Below are 17,691 nucleotides of genomic sequence, written 5' to 3'. Positions count from 1 at the left end.
CGGTGCGTGCAGATTCGTCCGCGTCCGATGGCCTGAAGCTGCAAATACAAAACCGCAAATCGCACCGACTCATTGGTTCGATTTGCGGTTTTTTCCATTACACCGACTTGCGCCGCTTCTTCACGTAATTTGACTTTTTCCGAGTCAAGGCGGCATTCCATTGCAATAGACTTTCGAGCTTCGGCGGCATGTCCGCTTCATATGCACGGAGTCTTTCGGTCATGCAACTGGATACCTATCTCTTCTTCAACGGCGATTGCGCAGCCGCACTCGAACTGTATCAGGCCGCGTTCGGCGCGCAGATCGCCGCGCTGGTCCGCTTCCGCGACGCGCCGGACGGCGGCAACGCGCCGCCCGACTGGCAGGACAAAGTCATGCACGCGGTGTTCTGCGTCGGTCCGAACGCGATCATGGTGTCGGACGGCCGCTACGGCCAGCCGCGAAAGGACTACTCCGGCTTTACGCTGTCGATCGCCGCGGACGACGCGCCATCAGGCGAGCGCGTCTTCAACATGCTCGCCGAAGGCGGCAACGTGCTCACGCCGTGGCAATCCACTTTCTGGACGCAAGGTTTCGGCATGCTGACGGATCGCTTCGGCGTGCCCTGGCTCGTCAACGTGGTGCAGGCCGAGGAAGCACAGGCCGCCTGAGCGCCGGCAGTTCATCCGTTGAGCGGCCGCGCGCCTTCTATATTCCACTGCCGCTCGATTTCAGACAGACGCAGGCGCAAGCGCTCAACCTGCTCGACGAAACGCATCGCGAGCCAGTGCATGCCCTGCGTCGCATCGTTTTGCCCTTTGTCGTCGATGCACGGCTGCGGCAGCGGCGACAACTCCACCGCCCGGTATAGCAATCCGACGCGCCCGAAACGCAACGCGCGCGCCATCTGCAAGAGCTGCTGGCGCACCGTGTACTCGCGCGGCGTGCACGCGATCGCGAAGCGGCCCGGCGATGCGCCGGCCACTTCGGGCATCGATCCGACCAGCAGTTCCAGCGCCGCGAGAATCGAACGATGCAGCCGCTGGATTTCTTCCAGCCGCGCCATCGGCACGTCGGTTTCCTTCGCGACCGATTCCATCAGCCCCCGCGATTGCACCAGCCGCTGGCTCATCCTGAAGAAGTGCTGCGCGGACTCCTCCGCGAGCAGCGGCGTGCCGTCGAGCAAGGCGCCATAGAGCCGCGCGCATTCGCGCAGATTGTCCGCGAGCCGGTAACGCCACGAATACGTCGCGTACTGCGGCAGCACGAACGAGAACCCGAGCGCGATCAAGACGCCGATCATCACATTGGCGGTGCGCCACAAGCCGGTGGAAAGCGGCAGGTCGCCGTGGCCGGAGACGATCACCATCGTGATCGCCGTGAGCAGCGCGACGTAGCCCGCCTTGCCGATCGCGTAATAAGCGCAGCCGCCCGCGATCACGCACATCAGCACGAAGAAGACCATCGGCGAACCGGTGAGCATTTGCGCGACGATCAGCACCAGCCCGAAGCACGCGCCGAGCGCCGTGCCGACCGCCCGCTCGGCTGCCTTCTTGCGGATGTTGCCGTAGTGCTGCAACCCACCGATCACCACGAGCACCGACACGGAAGCCCAAACGCCGTGCGGCATGTCGATGCCCGTCGTGACGGCGATCGACACCGCCATCGCGAGCCCGACGCGCACCGCGTGGATCATCGCCGCGTGCCGGTAACGGAAGTACGGCGACGCGATCCATTGAAGAAGGCGCGCGAATCGGCCGCGCCGGAGTGACGTCGATGTCGGTGAAAGCATGGTTCGCTCGCGTCGATGAAGACACACGCCTCACACACGAAGGCGGCCTGAAAACGAAACGCCCGTAGCGGCCAGTCGACTGCTACGGGCGTTTTACCAGCTTTTCGCGACACGCGTCGGGCGGCTGCCCGGCGCGTTACCGCGGCGTGCCGGATCAGCTTTCCACGACGTCCAGATAGTCTTCCGGACGCGTGCGGTCCTCCGAGCGCTTGAGGCCCATCACGCGCACCAGCAGGCTCACGACGATCGAAACGATCAGGTTGACGATCAGCGCCCACACCGCCGCGTAGCCCGGCACGACATAGCCGAAGAGATGCAGCGGATAGATCGAGCCCTTCAGTTGCAGCGACACGGCCATCCACGTGCCGACGCCGATGCCCACCGCCCAGCCAATCAGCAGGCCGCGATAATCCAGCACGCGCGTATAGAGGCCGAGCACGAGCGCGGGCAGCGTCTGGATGATCCAGATGCCGCCGAGCAGTTGCAACTGGATCGCGTAGGTCAGCGGCAGCGCGAGAATGAACGCGACCGCGCCCACCTTCACGATCAGCGACACGAGCTTGGCGACGTTGGTTTCCTGCTCCGGCGTCATCTTCGTGTTGACGAACTCGCGATGCACGTTGCGCGTGTACAGGTTCGCCGCCGCGATCGACATGATCGCCGCCGGCACCAGCGCGCCGATGCCGATCGCCGCGAACGCCACGCCGACGAACCACGACGGGAAGTAGTGCAGGAAGAGCGCCGGCACCGCGAAGTTCGCACCATAGGCCTTGAAGTACGACGCGTACTCCGGCATGTCCTTCACCCCCGACGCGAGCGCCATGTAGCCGAGCAGCGCGAGCAGGCCGAGCACGAGCGAATACGCCGGCAGAAGCGACATGTTGCGGCGGATCGTGTTGCCCGAGTTCGATGACAGGATCGCCGTCACCGAGTGCGGGTACAGGAACAGCGCGAGCGCGGAGCCGACCGCGAGCGTCGCATAGGCGCTGTAGCCGTTCAGGCTCGCGGCATCGGGCGCTTTCAGCAGCAGCTTCTCGGGCGGGACCGTGCTGAAGATATGGCCGAAGCCGCCGAGCTGCGCGGGAATCACGATCATCGCGCCGATGATGGTGATGTAGATCAGCACGTCCTTCACCACGGCGATCATCGCAGGCGCGCGCAGGCCCGACGTGTACGTGTAGGCGGCGAGAATCCCGAACGCGATGATGAGCGGCAGATCGCCGACCAGGCCTTGCGTCGAGAAGCCGAGCGCGCCGATCACCACTTCGATGCCGACCAGCTGCAGCGCGATGTACGGCATTGTCGCGACGATGCCCGTCACGGCGACAGCGAGCGCGAGCATGCGGCTGTTGTAGCGCGCGTGCACGAAGTCGGCGGCGGTCACATAGCCGTGACGCTTCGCAATGCTCCAGAGCTTCGGAAACACGACGAAGGCGAACGGATAGATAAGGATGGTGTACGGCAGCGCGAAGAAGCCCGTCGCGCCCGCGCCGAACACGAGCGCCGGCACCGCGACGAACGTGTAGGCGGTATAGAGATCGCCGCCGAGCAGGAACCACGTGACGATGGTGCCGAAGCGGCGTCCGCCGAGACCCCATTCGTCGAGCTGGGCAAGATCGCCGCGGCGCCAGTGCGCAGCGATGAAGCCGAGAATCGTGACACCGACGAAGAACAGAACGAAGACGATGGTTGCGGTGAGATTCATCATCGCGCACCTCCGTTCTTACGGCCCGAAGGCAGCGCCTTGGTCTTCTTGTAGACGACGGCCGTGATGACCGCGCTGATCAGCACCCACAGAAGCTGATACCAGTAGAAGTACGGAAAGCCCCACAGAACGGGCTCGATCTTGTTGTAAAACGGCACCCATACCACACCGATCCACGGAAGGATCAGAAGCCAAAGCCAATGCTTATTGCGCGGTTGTCCGGTGCCGATCCTAGCTTCGTGGGCCATGAACGGTCTCCTCTCTGTTTTGATTCGCTTGGGTTATCGCGAGCCCGGCGGAATGCCGGTCGTCGGGTAGACATGCCGCTGAAAAGCGTCCCGAAATAACAGAGGGAGTATATGGACCCTTAAAACACGGTCAAGCAGGGAGAATCCCGACTATTACGCTGATTTAAGGGGCCTTCGCACGTAGGCTTTGGTTTTTTCCGGTTGTGCCGATCAGATCGTGAACGAACCGCTCGTCGCTACGCCCGCGCTTTCGGCGACACCCTTGACCCACTTGCGCGCGGGCAAGCCGAGCTGCGCTTCGACGAGCTTCGCACGCGTCTCGAGCGCGGCGAACGCTATGTCGAGCGCGGGACCGGCGAACGCGATCGCGACGCGATTGCCGTCGTGCACTTCGGGCAGCGCGATCACGCGATGATCGAACGCTTCGTTCAGGTGACGCATGTTGCGCACGAAGCTCGGATGATCGCCGAACAGATTGATCGTGACGACGCCCGCTTGCGGCGTGAGACACGCGCGGCATGCACGATAGAACGACACGCTGTCGAGCACGGGGCCGCGCGCTGTGGCGTCGTAGAGATCGATCTGCAGCGCGCCGATCGTGCCGTGATTCGCGCGGTCGTTGACGAACTCCCACGCGTCGCGCTCGGTGACGGTGAGGCGTGCGTCGTCGTAGGGCAGCTCGAACATCGCACGCGCGGCGATCACGACCGCCGGGTTCAGCTCGACGGCTTCGACCTGCGCGCGCTTCAGGAAGCGATAGCAAAACTTGGTGAGCGCGGCCGCGCCGAGCCCGAGCTGCACGATGCGCGCGGGCGTTTCGATGAAAAGCAGCCACGCCATCATCTGCTGCGCGTACTCCAGCTCGATGTGATCGGGCTTTTTCAGCCGCATCGCGCCCTGCACCCATTCGGTGCCAAAGTGCAGATAGCGCACGCCGCCCTCTTCCGAGAACGTCACGGGCGCGAAGCGCGGCTTGCGGGGCGCGTCGATGCGCGGCGCGTTCGCGAGATCGTCTTCATCGCGTTTGCGCTTCGATTTGCTGTTGTCTTTTTTGCGGCCGAACGCGCGGGCTTCAGCCGACGCGCGCTTGATGAGATTCGTCATTGTGTGGTGAGGATGTCGCGCCAGATGCGCAATTTTTGATCGAACGAGAGGATAGCATTGGCCGCGCTCGACGACGGCAGCACGAGCGTGGCATAGCCCGCCGCGCTCAGCACGGGCGCGAACTTGCCGGAAGTCTTGCCGTTGAAGCACACCTTGCGCAACTTCGGAAAGCGCGTGCGGAAGGCGGCGAAGTCATTCGGCGATGCGTTGCGGATCGCGGCATCGAGACTGCCTTCGCGCTCGCATGCGGCAAGCACGTCCCATAAGCCGATGCCATGTTGCATCAACCGTGCGAGGCGTTCGTCGTAGCTCGACTCGTGCAGCGGTTCGCCGATCGCCGCGCCGACGAGCCGCCAGAACTGGTTGCGCGGATGCGCGTAGTACTGCGTCGCCGCCAGCGACGCGACGCCGGGAAAACTGCCGAGGATGAGCGTGTGCGTCGCTGCATCGCCGACCGGTTCGAACCCTGCCAGTTTCGCCGCGAGCTTCATTTCGCCTCGCCATGCGCGACGCGCTTCGCATGCGAGCTCAGATGCTCATACGAGCGCGCATGTTCGCGATGACTCGGCGCATGCGAGGCGGCGAGGCGCGTCCAGAGCGCATCGAGCATACATTCGGTGACCATCAGCGGCGCGCCGTGACGCTTGAAGACCGATCGTCTTGCGACGAGCGCATGTGACGTCCGTTCCGTTTGATTGCGAGCCAGCCGATGGAGCGGATGCCGCGCCGTGATCCGACGACTCGCGAGCGTCGAGCGCGACACGCTGCTGTCGCTGTAAAGCAGTTCCGCGAGCGGGCGCGTGCGCAGTCGGCGCATCGATTGCCACACGCCGGTGCTATCCGCGAGCGCAACGATGCTATGCGCGACGACGAACGGCATGCCATCGACTTTCAATGCGACTTCCCGCACCCATACCGGCGTGCGCGGCGTGACCTGCAAAGCGCGCGCTTCGTCGCGCCACGGCATGTCGACGGCCTCGCGCGTGACCTCGACGGTCACCGCGCCGAGCGTGCGCAAATGCGCGGTCAGCGAGCCGCCTCGCGTGAGCCAGTCCTTTTGTGCATCGGTGAGCGTGGGAAGCGGGACGGCGCGCCAGTGCGCGTCGGTGGGATCGTTGGGCGTGAGCATGGCGGTGATTATAGGACCGTCATGCAATAAAAAACGCGCCGCCGGTTTCCCGGCGGCGCGTCCATTTCGAAGCACTTGCTCGTGTTTAACGCGCGAGCAACAACGCGTTCGTCCGCTTCACGAAGCTCGCCGGATCGTCCAGCGCGCCGCCTTCGGCGAGCAATGCCTGATCGAAGAGCAGATGGCACCAATCCGCGAAGTTCGCGCTGTCCGCATTCAAAGCCTTCACCAGCGGATGCTCCGGATTCACTTCCAGGATCGGCTCCGCTTGCGGCGCATTCTGCCCCGCCGCCTTCAGCATGCGTTGCAGATAGCCGCTCATGTCGCCTTCATCCGCGACGAGACAGCTCGGCGAATCCGTCAAACGGAACGTGAGCCGCACGTCCTTCGCTTTGCCTTCGAGCGCTTCCTTCATCTTCTCGACGAGCGGCTTCAGTTCCTCGCCGACCTTCTCCTGCTGCTGCTTTTCTTCGTCGTCGAGCGCGCCGAGGTCGAGATCGCCACGCGCGACGCTGGCGAGCGGCTTGCCATCGAATTCGTTGAGGAACGAGAGCATCCACTCGTCGACGCGATCCGTCAGCAGCAGCACTTCGACGCCCTTCTTGCGGAACACTTCGAGGTGCGGACTGTTCTTCGCGGCCTGCCAGCTATCCGCGGTGACGTAGTAGATCTTCGCCTGCTCGGGCTTCATGCGCGCGACGTAATCCGCGAGCGAGACGTTCTGCTCGTCGGAGTCATTTTGCGTCGATGCGAAGCGCACCAGCTTCGCGATGCGCTCGCGATTGCTGAAATCCTCGCCGATGCCTTCCTTCAGCACCTGACCGAACTCGTTCCAGAACGTCTGATACTTCTGCTTGTCGGCGTCTTCGGTCGCTTCAGCAGACGTCGTCGCGATCTCTTCGAGCATCGACAGCACGCGCTTGGTCACGCCTTCGCGAATCGCCTTGACGTCGCGGCTTTCCTGCAGGATTTCGCGCGATACGTTGAGCGGCAGATCGGCCGAATCGACCACGCCCTTCACGAAGCGCAGATACGCGGGCAGCAGTTGCTCGGCATCGTCCATGATGAACACGCGCTTCACGTACAGCTTCAGCCCGCCCCGATGCTCGCGGTTCCACAGATCGAACGGCGCGTGCTTCGGCACGTACAGCAGTTGCGTGTACTCGCTGCGGCCTTCGACGCGATTGTGCGTCCATGCGAGCGGATCGTCGTGATCGTGGGAGATGTGCTGATAGAACTGCTTGTACTGCTCGTCGCTGATGTCGTTCTTCGGACGCGTCCACAGCGCGCTCGCCTGATTGACCGTTTCGTCCTCGTCCTTCACGACCATCTCGCTCTTTTCGCTGTCCCACTCTTCCTTCTTCATCAGGATGGGCAGCGCGACGTGGTCCGAATACTTCTGGATGATCGACTTGAGCCTGTGCGTGGAGAGCAGCTCGTCCTCTTCCGGGCGCAGATGCAGCGTGATGGTCGTGCCGCGTTGCGCGCGTTCGATGTCATCGACTTCGAAATCGCCCTCGCCCGCGCTCGTCCAGCGCACGCCCTGATTCGCCGGCAGACCGGCGCGGCGTGTTTCGACCGTGATCTTGTCCGCGACGATGAAGCCCGAATAGAAGCCGACGCCGAACTGTCCGATGAGCGCCGCGTCCTTCTGCTGATCGCCGGAGAGCTTCGAGAAGAACTCCTTGGTGCCCGATCGCGCGATGGTGCCGAGGTGCGAAATGGCCTCGTCGCGGCTCATGCCGATGCCGTTGTCGTCGATGGTGACAGTACGCGCGGCCTTGTCATACGACACGCGAATGCGCAGATCCGGATCGTTCTCGTAAAACGCGCTGTTCTCGATGGCTTCGAAGCGCAGCTTGTCGGCGGCATCGGATGCGTTGGAAATCAGCTCGCGCAGGAAAATTTCCTTATTGCTGTAGAGCGAATGGATCATCAGGTGCAGAAGCTGCTTCACTTCTGCCTGAAAGCTCATGGTTTCTTGCGCCATGCTCGGGTCCTCTGGTGTTGATTGCGTTAATGCCAAATGTCGATCGGGGCGCGCCATCGTCCTGCCGCGCCGCGAATTCGTCCGATATGAGGACGGCGTCGCGATTTTCAAGGGCCATCGTAAGATGCGGCTTTCGAACGACCGATCACACCCGATCACACCCGTCACCGCGATGCCTTCGTCAAAAAAACACGCCCGGCCGCTCACGCGCGGCGAGACCGACATGGCCCGGCTCGTGTTCCGCGATGCGATCGATCATTCGAAGGTGCTGGTCCACGCTCGCGCCTATCTGCCGCTCGGCCTGCAGCCGGGGCGCACGGCGATGGCGCCCAACGGCAACCTCTATTTTCCGCGCGGCTGCTTTCAGGACGACTTCTCCGCCTGCGGCCTCGCCGACCGCATGTGGTTCATCCATGAGATGACGCACGTGTGGCAATTCCAGCTCGGCTATCCGGTGCGCTTGCGCGGGGCGATTCGGATCGGCTTGCCGTACGCGTACACGCTCGGGCACGGCAAGCGTCTCTCCGACTACAACATGGAAGCGCAAGGCAACCTGCTCGCGGACTATTTCGCGCTGAAATTCTGCGACGGTCAGAGCCGATTGTACGAACATCGCTATCGGCAAACGGAAAACGCGCTCGCGCTCTACGAATCCGTGCTGGCCGATTTCATCCGCGCGCCCGCCGATCGTTGCAACCTGCCGGGACCCGCGCTTACCGTGCTTAAGCGCTGCGCCGCGCGGCCTTATCGAGATAGTTCGACAGGAATTCAGCCAGCGCCGGATCGCCGCAATTGGCGACATTGAAGCGCATCCACGTCGTCGGCGACTGATGCGGCGAGAAAAGACTGCCGGGCGTCAGCAGAAAACCGGCTTCGTGTCCGGCGGCCGCGAGGCCATCGGAGTCGACGCCCGCATCCGCCCACAGGAACATGCCCGCGTCCGGCGTCGCGTACAGCCGCAAGCCGGTTTTCTCCAGCATGCGCGCGGTTTTATCGCGCACGCCGTCGAGCCGCGCGCGCAGGCGCTCGACGTGCCGCCGATAGTGCCCTTCCGTCAGCACCTTGTAGACCACGCGTTCGTTGAGCTCGGGGCTCGTCATGCCGACGAGCATCTTCTGGTCCGCGAGCGCCTTCGCCACATCCGGCGCCGCCGCGATATAGCCCACGCGCAGATTCGCCGCGAGCGTCTTCGAGAAGCTGCCGAGGAAGATCACACGCTTGAGTTGATCGAGCGATGCGAGGCGCGTCGCGGGAAAGCCCGCCGGGCACAGATCGCCGTACACATCGTCCTCGACGACGATGAAGTCGTATTCCTGCGCCATCTGCAGGATGCGAAACGCCTGCGCCGCAGTCAGCGACGTGCCCGTCGGATTCTGCAAAACGGAATTGATGATGAGCATCTTCGGACGCCAGGTCGCGACGAGCGTTTCGAGCGCGTCGAGATCGGGCCCGTCGGGCGTGTACGGCATGCCGACGAGCCGCGCGCCCTGAGACGCGAAGCGGCCGAACATCTGAAACCACGCCGGATCGCCGACGATGACCGCGTCGCCTGGCTTCACGTAGAGGCGCGCGATCAGGTCGATGGCCTGCGTGATGCCCGACACCAGCACGATCTGCTTCGCCGCCGACGCGCCGATCTCCAATTCCTCGAGCCGCGTCTGCAACTGCTGGCGCAGCGGCAGAAACCCTTGCGGCGTGCCGAAGCCGAGCATCTGCGCGCCGCTCTGCCTCGACAGCGAGCGCAGCGCATTGGTGATGAGCTCGCCGTCGAGCCAGCGGCCCGGCAGATAGCCGAGACCCGGCCCTTTTTCCGGGCTCGACGTATGCAGCATGTTGCGCAGCAGCCAGACCACGTCGATGGCGTTTTGCACCGGCTCGCGCTCCGTCGCGGCGGCGGGCGTCTCGCCTTTCGCGACGAGCGTCGGCCCGCCGCGCTCGCGCACGTAGAAACCGGAGCCGCGCCGCGAATCGAGATAACCGTGCGCCACGAGCCGTTCGTAAGCCTCGACGACGGTAAAGCGCGACACGCCCTTGTCGAGCGCGAGCTTGCGGATCGACGGCATGCGCATGCCCGGGCGAAACACGCGCTCGTCGATGCGGCGGCGACCCCATTGCACCAGTTGGTCGACGAGCGTGAGCTGAGCGGCGTCGTGCGGGGCGGGAATCTGATCGAGCGGAACGGACATGCGGGCCTCTCTTCGGCAAACGCGACGGTGCGCTGTGAAAAACTGTACCGAATAGTATTGGGCCGATTGTACCGTTACTGTTACGGTGTTAGCGGCTACATTTTGCTTTCGGGCTCCCGGCGCGCGAGACGGAAGCGTTATGCTATCGGCCCTTATCCGGCTCGCATCGCACGTCATGACCGAACCTCGACTCAAACTCGATCACCTCGTGATCGCCGCACGCACGCTGGACGAAGGCGCACGGTTCGTCGCAGCGAAATTCGGCATCGAAACGGTGGCCGGCGGCGCGCATCCGCTGATGCGCACGCACAACCGACTGCTGAATCTGTGGGACGGCGCGTATCTCGAAGTGATCGCGATGGATCCGGCGGCGGCGAGCGTCGAATCGCCGAGACCGCGCCTCTTCGCGCTCGACGATCCCGCGATGCAGCGCCGTCTCGAAGAACACGGCCCGCAACTCGTGCACTGGGCCGCGCGCGTGGATCGGCCTAAGTCGCTGGTGCGCTGGCGCGAGCAGTATCCCGAACGCATTGCGCCCGTCGTGGCGATGTCGCGCGGCGGCAATACATGGGGCCTGACCGTCCCCGACGACGGCGCGTTTCCCGCGTGGCAAGGCGCCGGCGATGGCGTGTTGCCGTCGCTGATCCAGTGGGACACGCCGCGCCATCCGAGCGCGACGCTGCCGGAATCGGGCATCGCGCTACGCTCACTGACGGGTTTTCATCCGCAGGCTGAGACGCTCGCGGCGCAGCTCGCGTGGCTCGGCGCGGCGCATCTGATGCGCGTCGAGGAAACAGCGGGCGCGCCCGTGCTCGTCGCGCAGTTCGATCTGCCGGACGGCTCCGTGCTGACGCTCGGCGAATCGGCGGAAGCGGCCGGGGCGCGCGAGGAAGAAGCGCGGCAGGCAGCCAGGCGCCGTCGCGTGAAGAAAGCGGAATCACCCGATACAGCGGACTGACGCACTCACGCGACGGTCCAAACAAGGAGACGCCTCACGATGAAGACACGCGAAACCGAAGGCATGCTGCTCGGCCTGATCGGCGTCGTCATTTTCAGCCTCACGCTGCCGATGACGCGCATCGTCGTCGAGCAGGTGCATCCGATCCTGAACGGCCTCGGGCGCGCGCTCGTCGCTGCGGTTCCGGCCGCGGCGCTTCTCCTCTGGCGTCGCGAAAAGCTGCCGACCTGGCCGCAGGTCAAGAGCCTCGCCGTGGTCGCGCTCGGCGTCATCATCGCGTTTCCGGTGTTCTCCGCGTGGGCCATGAAAACCGTGCCCGCGTCGCACGGCGCGGTCGTCAATGGCTTGCAGCCGCTTTGCGTCGCGGTCTATGCCGCGTGGCTCTCGCACGAGCGGCCCTCGAAGGCGTTTTGGGCGAGCGCGATCGCGGGCAGCGCGATCGTCGTCGCGTTCGCATTGCAGGCGGGCGGCGGCGGCCTGCAGGCGGGCGACCTGCTGATGCTCGTCGCGGTCGGCATCGGCGCGCTCGGCTATGCGGAAGGCGCACGGCTCGCGCGTCAGATGGGCGGCTGGCAGGTGATCTGCTGGGCGCTCGTGCTCTCCGCGCCCTTTCTGCTGCTGCCGGTCGGCTGGCTCGCGTGGGCGCATCATATGGCGCATCCCGAACCGCTCGCGCTGCGCACGTGGCTCGCGTTCGGCTATGTCACGCTGTTCTCGCAATTCATCGGCTTCTTCGCGTGGTACGCCGGCCTCGCGATGGGCGGCATCGCGCGCGTCGGGCAAGTGCAACTGCTGCAGATTTTCTTCACGATGGCGTTTTCCGCGCTTTTCTTCGGCGAACACGTGAGCGCATCGACGTGGCTGTACGCGGCTGCCGTGATCGTGACCGTCGTGCTCGGCCGCAAGGCGTCCGTTCGCGCCGCGCCGCCGGCCGCGCCCGTCGCGACGCACGCAAGATGACGCACTCGCGCGATAATTGACGTTTGCGGCAAGCGCCGCGATAAAAACCAATCCCGGGACATCAGAGACAACCGAGGCATTTCCATGAATCAAGCCGATCTCCGCGCCACGCCGTGGCAACTCTCCGAACGCGCACGCAAGCTCACCAGTTCGGCGATTCGCGAAATCCTGAAGGTCACGGAACGGCCGGAAGTCATTTCCTTCGCGGGCGGCCTGCCCTCGCCCGCAACATTCCCCGTCGAGGAAATGCGCCATGCGTCGGAGCGCATCCTGCGCGATCAGCCCGCCGCCGCGCTCCAGTACAGCGCGACGGAAGGCTACATGCCGCTGCGTGAATGGGTCGCGGCGCGCTATTCGGTGAACGGCGCGCATATCCGCCCGACGCAAGTGCTCATCACGACCGGCTCGCAGCAGGCGCTCGACCTGCTCGGCAAGACGCTCGTCGATCCGGGCAGCCGCGTGCTCGTCGAAACGCCCACTTACCTCGGCGCGCTGCAGTCGTTTTCGCTGTTCGAGCCGCACTACGTGCAGGTGCCGACCGACGAATCCGGCTTGATTCCCGACGCGCTCGACGCCGCGCTCACCGCGAACGCGCGCCTTCTCTACGCGCAGCCGAACTTCCAGAACCCGACGGGCCGCCGCTTGCCGCTAGAGCGCCGCCGCGCGCTCGCCGCGTTCGCGAAAGACGCCGCGTTCCCGGTCATCGAGGACGATCCCTACGGCGCGCTCGATTACGCCGGCGCACCGCTGCCCACCTTGCTCTCGATGGAGCCCGATCACATCGTGCATCTCGGCTCGTTCTCGAAGGTGCTCGCGCCGGGCTTGCGCGTGGGCTACATCATCGCGCCGGAGGAACTGCACTTCAAACTCGTGCAGGCGAAGCAGGCGACCGATCTGCACACGCCGAGCCTCACGCAGCGCATCGTGTACGAAGTGGTGAAAGACGGCTTTCTCGATACGCACGTGCCGACCATCCGCGCGCTCTATCGCGATCAATGCCACGCGATGCTCGACGCGCTGGAACGCCACATGCCCGCCGGCGTCGAATGGAACCGCCCGGAAGGCGGCATGTTCGTGTGGGTGAAGCTGCCGAAGCACGTCAATTCGATGAAGCTGCTGGAGCAGGCGATCGCGCAGAACGTGGCCTTCGTGCCGGGTGGTCCGTTCTTCGCGAACGAGGCCGAGCACAATACGATGCGCCTGTCGTTCGTGACCGTGCCGCCCGCGACGATCGACATCGGCGTGGCGAAGCTCGGCGCGCTGATCCGCGCGAGCATCTGACTTTCAACGTTTAGAGGAGCAACCGATGGCATCCAACGTGTACGACAAGCTGAAGGAACTCGGCATCGACCTGCCCGCCGCGGGCGCGCCCGCCGCCGCTTATGTGATGAGCGCGCAGAGCGGAAACACCGTGTATCTGTCCGGCCATATCGCGAAGAAGGACGGCAAGGTGCATGCCGGCAAGCTCGGCGCCGACATCACGACGGAAGAAGGCAAGGCCGCGGCGCGCAGCGTCGCCATCGACCTGATCGCGACGCTGCATGCGCACGTCGGCGATCTCAACAAGGTGAAGCGCATCGTCAAGGTGATGAGCCTCGTCAACTCGACGCTCGAATTCACCGAGCAGCACATCGTCACGAACGGCGCGTCGGAACTGATTGCCGAAGTCTTCGGCGATGCCGGCAAGCATGCGCGCTCGGCGTTCGGCGTCGCGCAGATTCCGCTCGGCGCGTGTGTCGAGATCGAAATGATCGCGGAAGTCGCCTGACGCGTCTTCTTCGCTCGACAAGCGAACCCGACGCGTCCCCGCGCGTCGGGTTTTTTTATTCTCGCTGAAGCCGGAACCATCCCATGTCCTCACGCACCGTCCAATTCAAGCAGGTCGATGTCTTCACGCCGGTTCCGTTCAAAGGCAATCCGCTCGCGGTGATCTTCGACGCCGAAGGTCTGTCGACGGAGCGCATGCAGGAGATCGCGCGCTGGACCAACTTGTCGGAGACGGCTTTTCTGCTGCCGCCGACCGATTCTCGCGCCGATTATCGCGTTCGCATATTTACGACGGCGGTCGAACTGCCGTTCGCCGGCCATCCGACGCTCGGCAGCGCGCACGCGTTGCTCGACAGCGGCTACACGCCGAAGACGGCAGGCCGGCTCGTGCAGGAATGCGGTGTCGGGCTCGTGGCGCTCGCCGAACAAATAAACGGCGAGTGGGCATTCGCCGCACCGCCTGCGACCATCGTGCCTCTGACCGGCGCGCAGAACGATCGTCTCGCCGCCACGCTCGGCGCGGCGGTAATCGATTTCAGCGCGCCGCCCGCCGCCGTGAACAACGGCGCGCCGTGGCTCGTCGTGCGCGTGCAGGACGCCGCGCAATGTCTCGCGCTGTCGCTGCAAGGCCCCGCGCGCGAGTCGTTGCAGACGCTCGTTGCGGAGGTCGGCACGCACGGCATCGCGGTCTACGGGCCGCACGAGCCGGGCGGGCCCGCGACTTTCGAGCTGCGCGTGATCCTGCTCGGCGCGGAAAACATCGAAGATCCGGTGACGGGCAGCGCCAACGCCGCGCTCGCGACGCTCTTGACCGCGCAGGACAAGCGGCCGGGCACGAGTTTCACGGTGCGGCAAGGCACGGCGCTCGATCGCGACGGCCGCGTGAGCATTGCCTACGACGACGAAACGAGCGGCGCGCGGGCGTGGATCGGCGGCGCGTCCGTAACGGTGATCGACGGCACATTCCGCCTTTGAAACAATGACCTACGCGCGGCACGAAGGCCGCGCGTATACCCCCAAGCGCCGCCCCTTCCTTAATCTGCGAGGCTTCGCTAATATCTGAACAATCGGGGATAGCCAATTGCGGTTCACATCGGACGGTGCGTCGTCATGGAGGTGAGCCGCTCGCGCCGCAGCGCAAACGTATGCTCTTAACGACACCGGACGCTCGTTGTTTCGCTGATGGCGGGGTTCGCGCGCTGCTGCACAAAACGGCTCGCCGAACGGCCGTTGCGCTGCCTGCTGATGTGATCGGAACGTGGACAGGGTCGTGAATCGCGTCCCGGACAGCTTATCCGCCGACCCTCCGCTGCGCGCCGCGCGCGGTATATTCACTCGATTCGGCCGAACGCCTCACGACATGCATCGCTTCATCCATTTCGCGCAGTTCGCAGCACGCCACGCGCTACGCGACTACGCGTGCATGGACGCGTCATGAAGCGCATGCGCGGCCACACGTTTTCCGACACTTTTCTCGGCGCACCCGCGGCGCGGCGCCGGCGCGCGCTGCTGGCCATTCCCGTGCTCGGGACCTTCGTGCTGGTTTTGCTGTGGGCGGTGATCTTCGCGCGGCTCTCCGTCGAGCGCGAGGCGACGACGCATGAATCGATGGCCTCCGCCGCCATCCTCTCCTCCGCGCTCGAGCAGCACACCATCAAGGCGATCCATCAGGTCGACCAGATCACGCGCTTCGTCAAGTTCGAATACGAGAAGTCGCCCGATAACTTCGATCTCATCGCGACGGTCGAGAAAGGCGTCGTGCAAAGCGACACGCTCGTGCAAGTGTCGCTGATCGACGAGTACGGCACGCTCATCGGCAACACGTCCGATCCGCATCCGAAACCCATCGACCTGTCCGACCGCGAGCATTACAAGGTTCACGCGCATTCCAACGACGATCTGCTCTACATCAGCCGTCCGGTGCGCGGGCGCGTGTCGGGACTTTGGACCCTGCAAATCACACGGCGGCTCAATCATCCGGACGGCTCGTTCGCCGGTGTCGTGGTGGTGTCGGAGAATCCGGCCTATTTCACGAACGACTTCTATAACGTCGCGTCGATCGGTCACGAAGGCGTGATCGCCGTCGTGTCGGATAACGGCTCGGTGCTCGCGCGCAGCACGGGCGGCAGCCTTGCCGAGAGCGCCGCGGCCAATGCAGCCGCGAAGGGCGGCGGGCGCAGCGGCCCGGCCGATCGCGCGCACGCCGAATTCAGCGCGAGCGGCGTCTACCCGACGACCGATCACGCGTCCGGCATCTATGTCGATCCGATCGACCACGTAAAGCGCATCGTGTCGTACCGGCACATCGACGGCTATCCGCTCGGCGTGCTCGTCGGCCTCTCCGAGCGTGAGGAGATGATCGACTACAACCACACGCGCAACGTCTATCTGCTGATGGCGAGCTTCATCTCGCTCGCCATGCTCGGCTTCTTCGCGGTCGCGACGGGCCTGATCGGCAAGCTGCTCGGGCGCGAGCGCGAGATGACGCATCTCGTCGAATACGACCTGCTCACTGGCCTGCGCAACCGCTACTCGACGCTGCGCGCGCTGCGTCACGACGTGGCGCAGCCGGAGAACATCGGACGGCTCGCGCTGCTCTTCATCGACCTCGACAACTTCAAGACGGTGAACGACACGCTCGGCCACAACGCTGGCGACATCGTCCTGCAGATGACCGCGTCGCGGCTGTCCGAGACGGTGGGGCAAAGCGGCACGCTGTCGCGCATCGGCGGCGATGAATTCGTCGTCGTCGTGAAGGGCGACGATGTCGAGCAACGCGCGGTCACGCTCGCCAACGACATCTCGACGATGTTCGCCACGCCGTTCGACGTGCGCGGCAGCGCGTTCGTGCTGCACGCGAGCATCGGCATCGCACTCTTCTCGGTGTCGAACGAAAGCGAGATCGACCTGCTCAAGAAGGCCGATCTCGCGATGTACAGCGCGAAGGACGCGGGCCGGAACTGCTATCAGTTCTATTCGCCGCAACTGTCGCATCGCGCGGATCATCTGATGCGGTGGGAGCAACAACTGCGCGTCGCGCTCACCGAGCAGCAGCTTTTCCTCGTCTATCAGCCGAAGATCGATCTGACGCGCCGCTGCATCACCGGCTTCGAGGCGCTCGTGCGCTGGAATCATCCGCAGCACGGGCTCATTCCGGCGAACGAGTTCATTCCGGTCGCCGAGTCGACGGGACTGATCGTCGCGGTCGGCGACTTCGTGATTCACACCGCGTGCATGCAGCTCGCGCAATGGCAGCGCGACGGTTATACGGGGCTGTCGCTCGCGGTGAACATCTCGGCGGTGCAGTTCTGGCGCGGCGATTTGCTGGAGACGGTCGGGCGCGCGATCGAAGCGAGCGGCATTCCGCCCGACAAGCTGGAGCTCGAAATCACCGAAACCGTGATGGTCGAGTATCCGGAGCTCGTGCAGGAGAAGATCGCCGCGTTGAAGCGTCTGGGCGTGCGTATCGCGCTGGACGACTTCGGCACGGGCTACTCGTCGCTGTCGTATCTGAACCGCTTTTCGGTCGATACGCTCAAGGTGGACCGCTCGTTCATCCAGGCGATTCCCGAGGACCGCAGCGTATGTGTGATGGTGTCGGCAATCATCAACCTGGCGCGATCGCTGGGGCTGACCGTCGTCGTCGAAGGGACCGAGCGGGAGGAACAGATTGCATGGCTTGCGGCGCTCGGGCCGGTGGAAGCGCAGGGCTTCCTGTTCTCGCGGCCTGTGCCGGCGGATGGCGTGCAAGCCCTGCTCGACCGCTTCGGTGTGTGCGGGTGGCCGCGCGGGCAGGCGCCGCGCTCGCGCAAGGATGCGGGACACGAGTCGAGCACCGCGCTCTCCGATGAGCGCGGCGGTTGACTCAGAGGT

At 64.5% G+C, this 17,691-nt stretch carries 16 protein-coding genes; 8 read left to right on the top strand and 8 right to left on the bottom strand.

Annotated elements, in window-relative coordinates:
• Positions 1–221: 221 nt before the first annotated feature.
• The gene (locus AWB75_RS12710; protein ID WP_061124431.1) at positions 222–650 is read left to right on the top strand and encodes a VOC family protein; all 429 of its coding nucleotides are present in this window, start codon (positions 222–224) and stop codon (positions 648–650) included.
• An 11-nt stretch (positions 651–661) separates the two neighbouring features.
• Here the strand turns inward: AWB75_RS12710 and AWB75_RS12705 are convergent, their stop codons facing one another.
• The 7 genes from AWB75_RS12705 to htpG all read right to left on the bottom strand — a co-directional run bounded on the left by AWB75_RS12705 (position 662) and on the right by htpG (position 7,947).
• Entirely contained in the window at positions 662–1,771 is a 1,110-nt protein-coding gene (locus AWB75_RS12705; protein ID WP_061124430.1) for an FUSC family protein, read from the bottom strand.
• A 154-nt stretch (positions 1,772–1,925) separates the two neighbouring features.
• Positions 1,926–3,476: a monocarboxylate uptake permease MctP gene (gene mctP, locus AWB75_RS12700; protein WP_061124526.1), complete on the bottom strand. Its 1,551-nt coding sequence runs from the start codon at positions 3,474–3,476 to the stop codon at positions 1,926–1,928.
• A complete protein-coding gene (locus AWB75_RS12695; RefSeq protein WP_061124429.1) occupies positions 3,476–3,724 on the bottom strand; it encodes a DUF3311 domain-containing protein in 249 nt (82 codons plus the stop codon). Before AWB75_RS12695 ends, mctP begins: the two co-directional genes overlap by 1 nt.
• A 210-nt stretch (positions 3,725–3,934) precedes the next feature.
• Complete coding sequence (locus AWB75_RS12690) at positions 3,935–4,828, bottom strand: class I SAM-dependent methyltransferase (RefSeq protein WP_061124428.1); 894 nt, start codon at positions 4,826–4,828, stop codon at positions 3,935–3,937.
• A complete protein-coding gene (locus tag AWB75_RS12685; RefSeq protein ID WP_061124427.1) occupies positions 4,825–5,319 on the bottom strand; it encodes a DNA-deoxyinosine glycosylase in 495 nt (164 codons plus the stop codon). Before AWB75_RS12685 ends, AWB75_RS12690 begins: the two co-directional genes overlap by 4 nt.
• On the bottom strand, positions 5,316–5,957 hold the full coding sequence (locus tag AWB75_RS12680) for a chorismate--pyruvate lyase family protein (RefSeq protein WP_061124426.1): 642 nt from the start codon (positions 5,955–5,957) through the stop codon (positions 5,316–5,318). The genes AWB75_RS12685 and AWB75_RS12680 overlap by 4 nt, the downstream gene beginning before the upstream one ends.
• Positions 5,958–6,042: 85 nt before the next feature.
• Positions 6,043–7,947 carry a molecular chaperone HtpG gene (gene htpG, locus AWB75_RS12675; protein WP_061124425.1) on the bottom strand — a complete coding sequence of 635 codons (1,905 nt, stop codon included), beginning with the start codon at positions 7,945–7,947 and terminating at the stop codon, positions 6,043–6,045.
• Positions 7,948–8,119: 172 nt separating this feature from the next.
• Here htpG and AWB75_RS12670 point away from each other — a divergent pair, with 172 nt between their 5' ends.
• On the top strand, positions 8,120–8,752 hold the full coding sequence (locus tag AWB75_RS12670) for a Rhs element Vgr protein (RefSeq protein WP_235012080.1): 633 nt from the start codon (positions 8,120–8,122) through the stop codon (positions 8,750–8,752).
• Here the strand turns inward: AWB75_RS12670 and AWB75_RS12665 are convergent.
• Positions 8,670–10,133: an aminotransferase-like domain-containing protein gene (locus AWB75_RS12665; protein ID WP_061124424.1), complete on the bottom strand. Its 1,464-nt coding sequence runs from the start codon at positions 10,131–10,133 to the stop codon at positions 8,670–8,672. The genes AWB75_RS12670 and AWB75_RS12665 overlap by 83 nt on opposite strands.
• Before the next feature lie 175 nt (positions 10,134–10,308).
• Between AWB75_RS12665 and AWB75_RS12660 the strand changes: the two genes are divergently transcribed.
• The 6 genes from AWB75_RS12660 (at position 10,309) to AWB75_RS12635 (ending at position 17,682) form a co-directional block, all read left to right on the top strand.
• A complete protein-coding gene (locus AWB75_RS12660; protein ID WP_061124423.1) occupies positions 10,309–11,091 on the top strand; it encodes a VOC family protein in 783 nt (260 codons plus the stop codon).
• 39 nt (positions 11,092–11,130) lie between these two features.
• Complete coding sequence (locus AWB75_RS12655; protein WP_061124422.1) at positions 11,131–12,051, top strand: DMT family transporter; 921 nt, start codon at positions 11,131–11,133, stop codon at positions 12,049–12,051.
• Between the two features lie 84 nt (positions 12,052–12,135).
• On the top strand, positions 12,136–13,332 hold the full coding sequence (locus AWB75_RS12650; RefSeq protein ID WP_061124421.1) for an aminotransferase-like domain-containing protein: 1,197 nt from the start codon (positions 12,136–12,138) through the stop codon (positions 13,330–13,332).
• A gap of 25 nt (positions 13,333–13,357) precedes the next feature.
• On the top strand, positions 13,358–13,819 hold the full coding sequence (locus tag AWB75_RS12645) for a RidA family protein (RefSeq protein WP_061124420.1): 462 nt from the start codon (positions 13,358–13,360) through the stop codon (positions 13,817–13,819).
• A gap of 83 nt (positions 13,820–13,902) precedes the next feature.
• Complete coding sequence (locus tag AWB75_RS12640) at positions 13,903–14,793, top strand: PhzF family phenazine biosynthesis protein (RefSeq protein ID WP_061124419.1); 891 nt, start codon at positions 13,903–13,905, stop codon at positions 14,791–14,793.
• A 459-nt stretch (positions 14,794–15,252) separates the two neighbouring features.
• Positions 15,253–17,682 carry a bifunctional diguanylate cyclase/phosphodiesterase gene (locus AWB75_RS12635; RefSeq protein WP_061124525.1) on the top strand — a complete coding sequence of 810 codons (2,430 nt, stop codon included), beginning with the start codon at positions 15,253–15,255 and terminating at the stop codon, positions 17,680–17,682.
• Positions 17,683–17,691 lie beyond the last annotated feature (9 nt).

The organism is Caballeronia catudaia (assembly GCF_001544755.2).
Taxonomy (GTDB): Bacteria; Pseudomonadota; Gammaproteobacteria; order Burkholderiales; family Burkholderiaceae; genus Caballeronia; species Caballeronia catudaia.
This window is presented reverse-complemented; position numbering and strand designations above follow the sequence as displayed.

What these genes read in the sequence shown, in the direction of transcription:
- AWB75_RS12710 (WP_061124431.1), top strand. Translation starts at nt 222, where the DNA reads ATGCAACTGGATACCTATCTCTTCTTCAACGGCGATTGCGCAGCCGCA.
- AWB75_RS12705 (WP_061124430.1), bottom strand. Translation starts at nt 1,771, where the DNA reads ATGCTTTCACCGACATCGACGTCACTCCGGCGCGGCCGATTCGCGCGC.
- mctP (WP_061124526.1), bottom strand. Translation starts at nt 3,476, where the DNA reads ATGAATCTCACCGCAACCATCGTCTTCGTTCTGTTCTTCGTCGGTGTC.
- AWB75_RS12695 (WP_061124429.1), bottom strand. Translation starts at nt 3,724, where the DNA reads ATGGCCCACGAAGCTAGGATCGGCACCGGACAACCGCGCAATAAGCAT.
- AWB75_RS12690 (WP_061124428.1), bottom strand. Translation starts at nt 4,828, where the DNA reads ATGACGAATCTCATCAAGCGCGCGTCGGCTGAAGCCCGCGCGTTCGGC.
- AWB75_RS12685 (WP_061124427.1), bottom strand. Translation starts at nt 5,319, where the DNA reads ATGAAGCTCGCGGCGAAACTGGCAGGGTTCGAACCGGTCGGCGATGCA.
- AWB75_RS12680 (WP_061124426.1), bottom strand. Translation starts at nt 5,957, where the DNA reads ATGCTCACGCCCAACGATCCCACCGACGCGCACTGGCGCGCCGTCCCG.
- htpG (WP_061124425.1), bottom strand. Translation starts at nt 7,947, where the DNA reads ATGGCGCAAGAAACCATGAGCTTTCAGGCAGAAGTGAAGCAGCTTCTG.
- AWB75_RS12670 (WP_235012080.1), top strand. Translation starts at nt 8,120, where the DNA reads ATGCCTTCGTCAAAAAAACACGCCCGGCCGCTCACGCGCGGCGAGACC.
- AWB75_RS12665 (WP_061124424.1), bottom strand. Translation starts at nt 10,133, where the DNA reads ATGTCCGTTCCGCTCGATCAGATTCCCGCCCCGCACGACGCCGCTCAG.
- AWB75_RS12660 (WP_061124423.1), top strand. Translation starts at nt 10,309, where the DNA reads ATGACCGAACCTCGACTCAAACTCGATCACCTCGTGATCGCCGCACGC.
- AWB75_RS12655 (WP_061124422.1), top strand. Translation starts at nt 11,131, where the DNA reads ATGAAGACACGCGAAACCGAAGGCATGCTGCTCGGCCTGATCGGCGTC.
- AWB75_RS12650 (WP_061124421.1), top strand. Translation starts at nt 12,136, where the DNA reads ATGAATCAAGCCGATCTCCGCGCCACGCCGTGGCAACTCTCCGAACGC.
- AWB75_RS12645 (WP_061124420.1), top strand. Translation starts at nt 13,358, where the DNA reads ATGGCATCCAACGTGTACGACAAGCTGAAGGAACTCGGCATCGACCTG.
- AWB75_RS12640 (WP_061124419.1), top strand. Translation starts at nt 13,903, where the DNA reads ATGTCCTCACGCACCGTCCAATTCAAGCAGGTCGATGTCTTCACGCCG.
- AWB75_RS12635 (WP_061124525.1), top strand. Translation starts at nt 15,253, where the DNA reads ATGAAGCGCATGCGCGGCCACACGTTTTCCGACACTTTTCTCGGCGCA.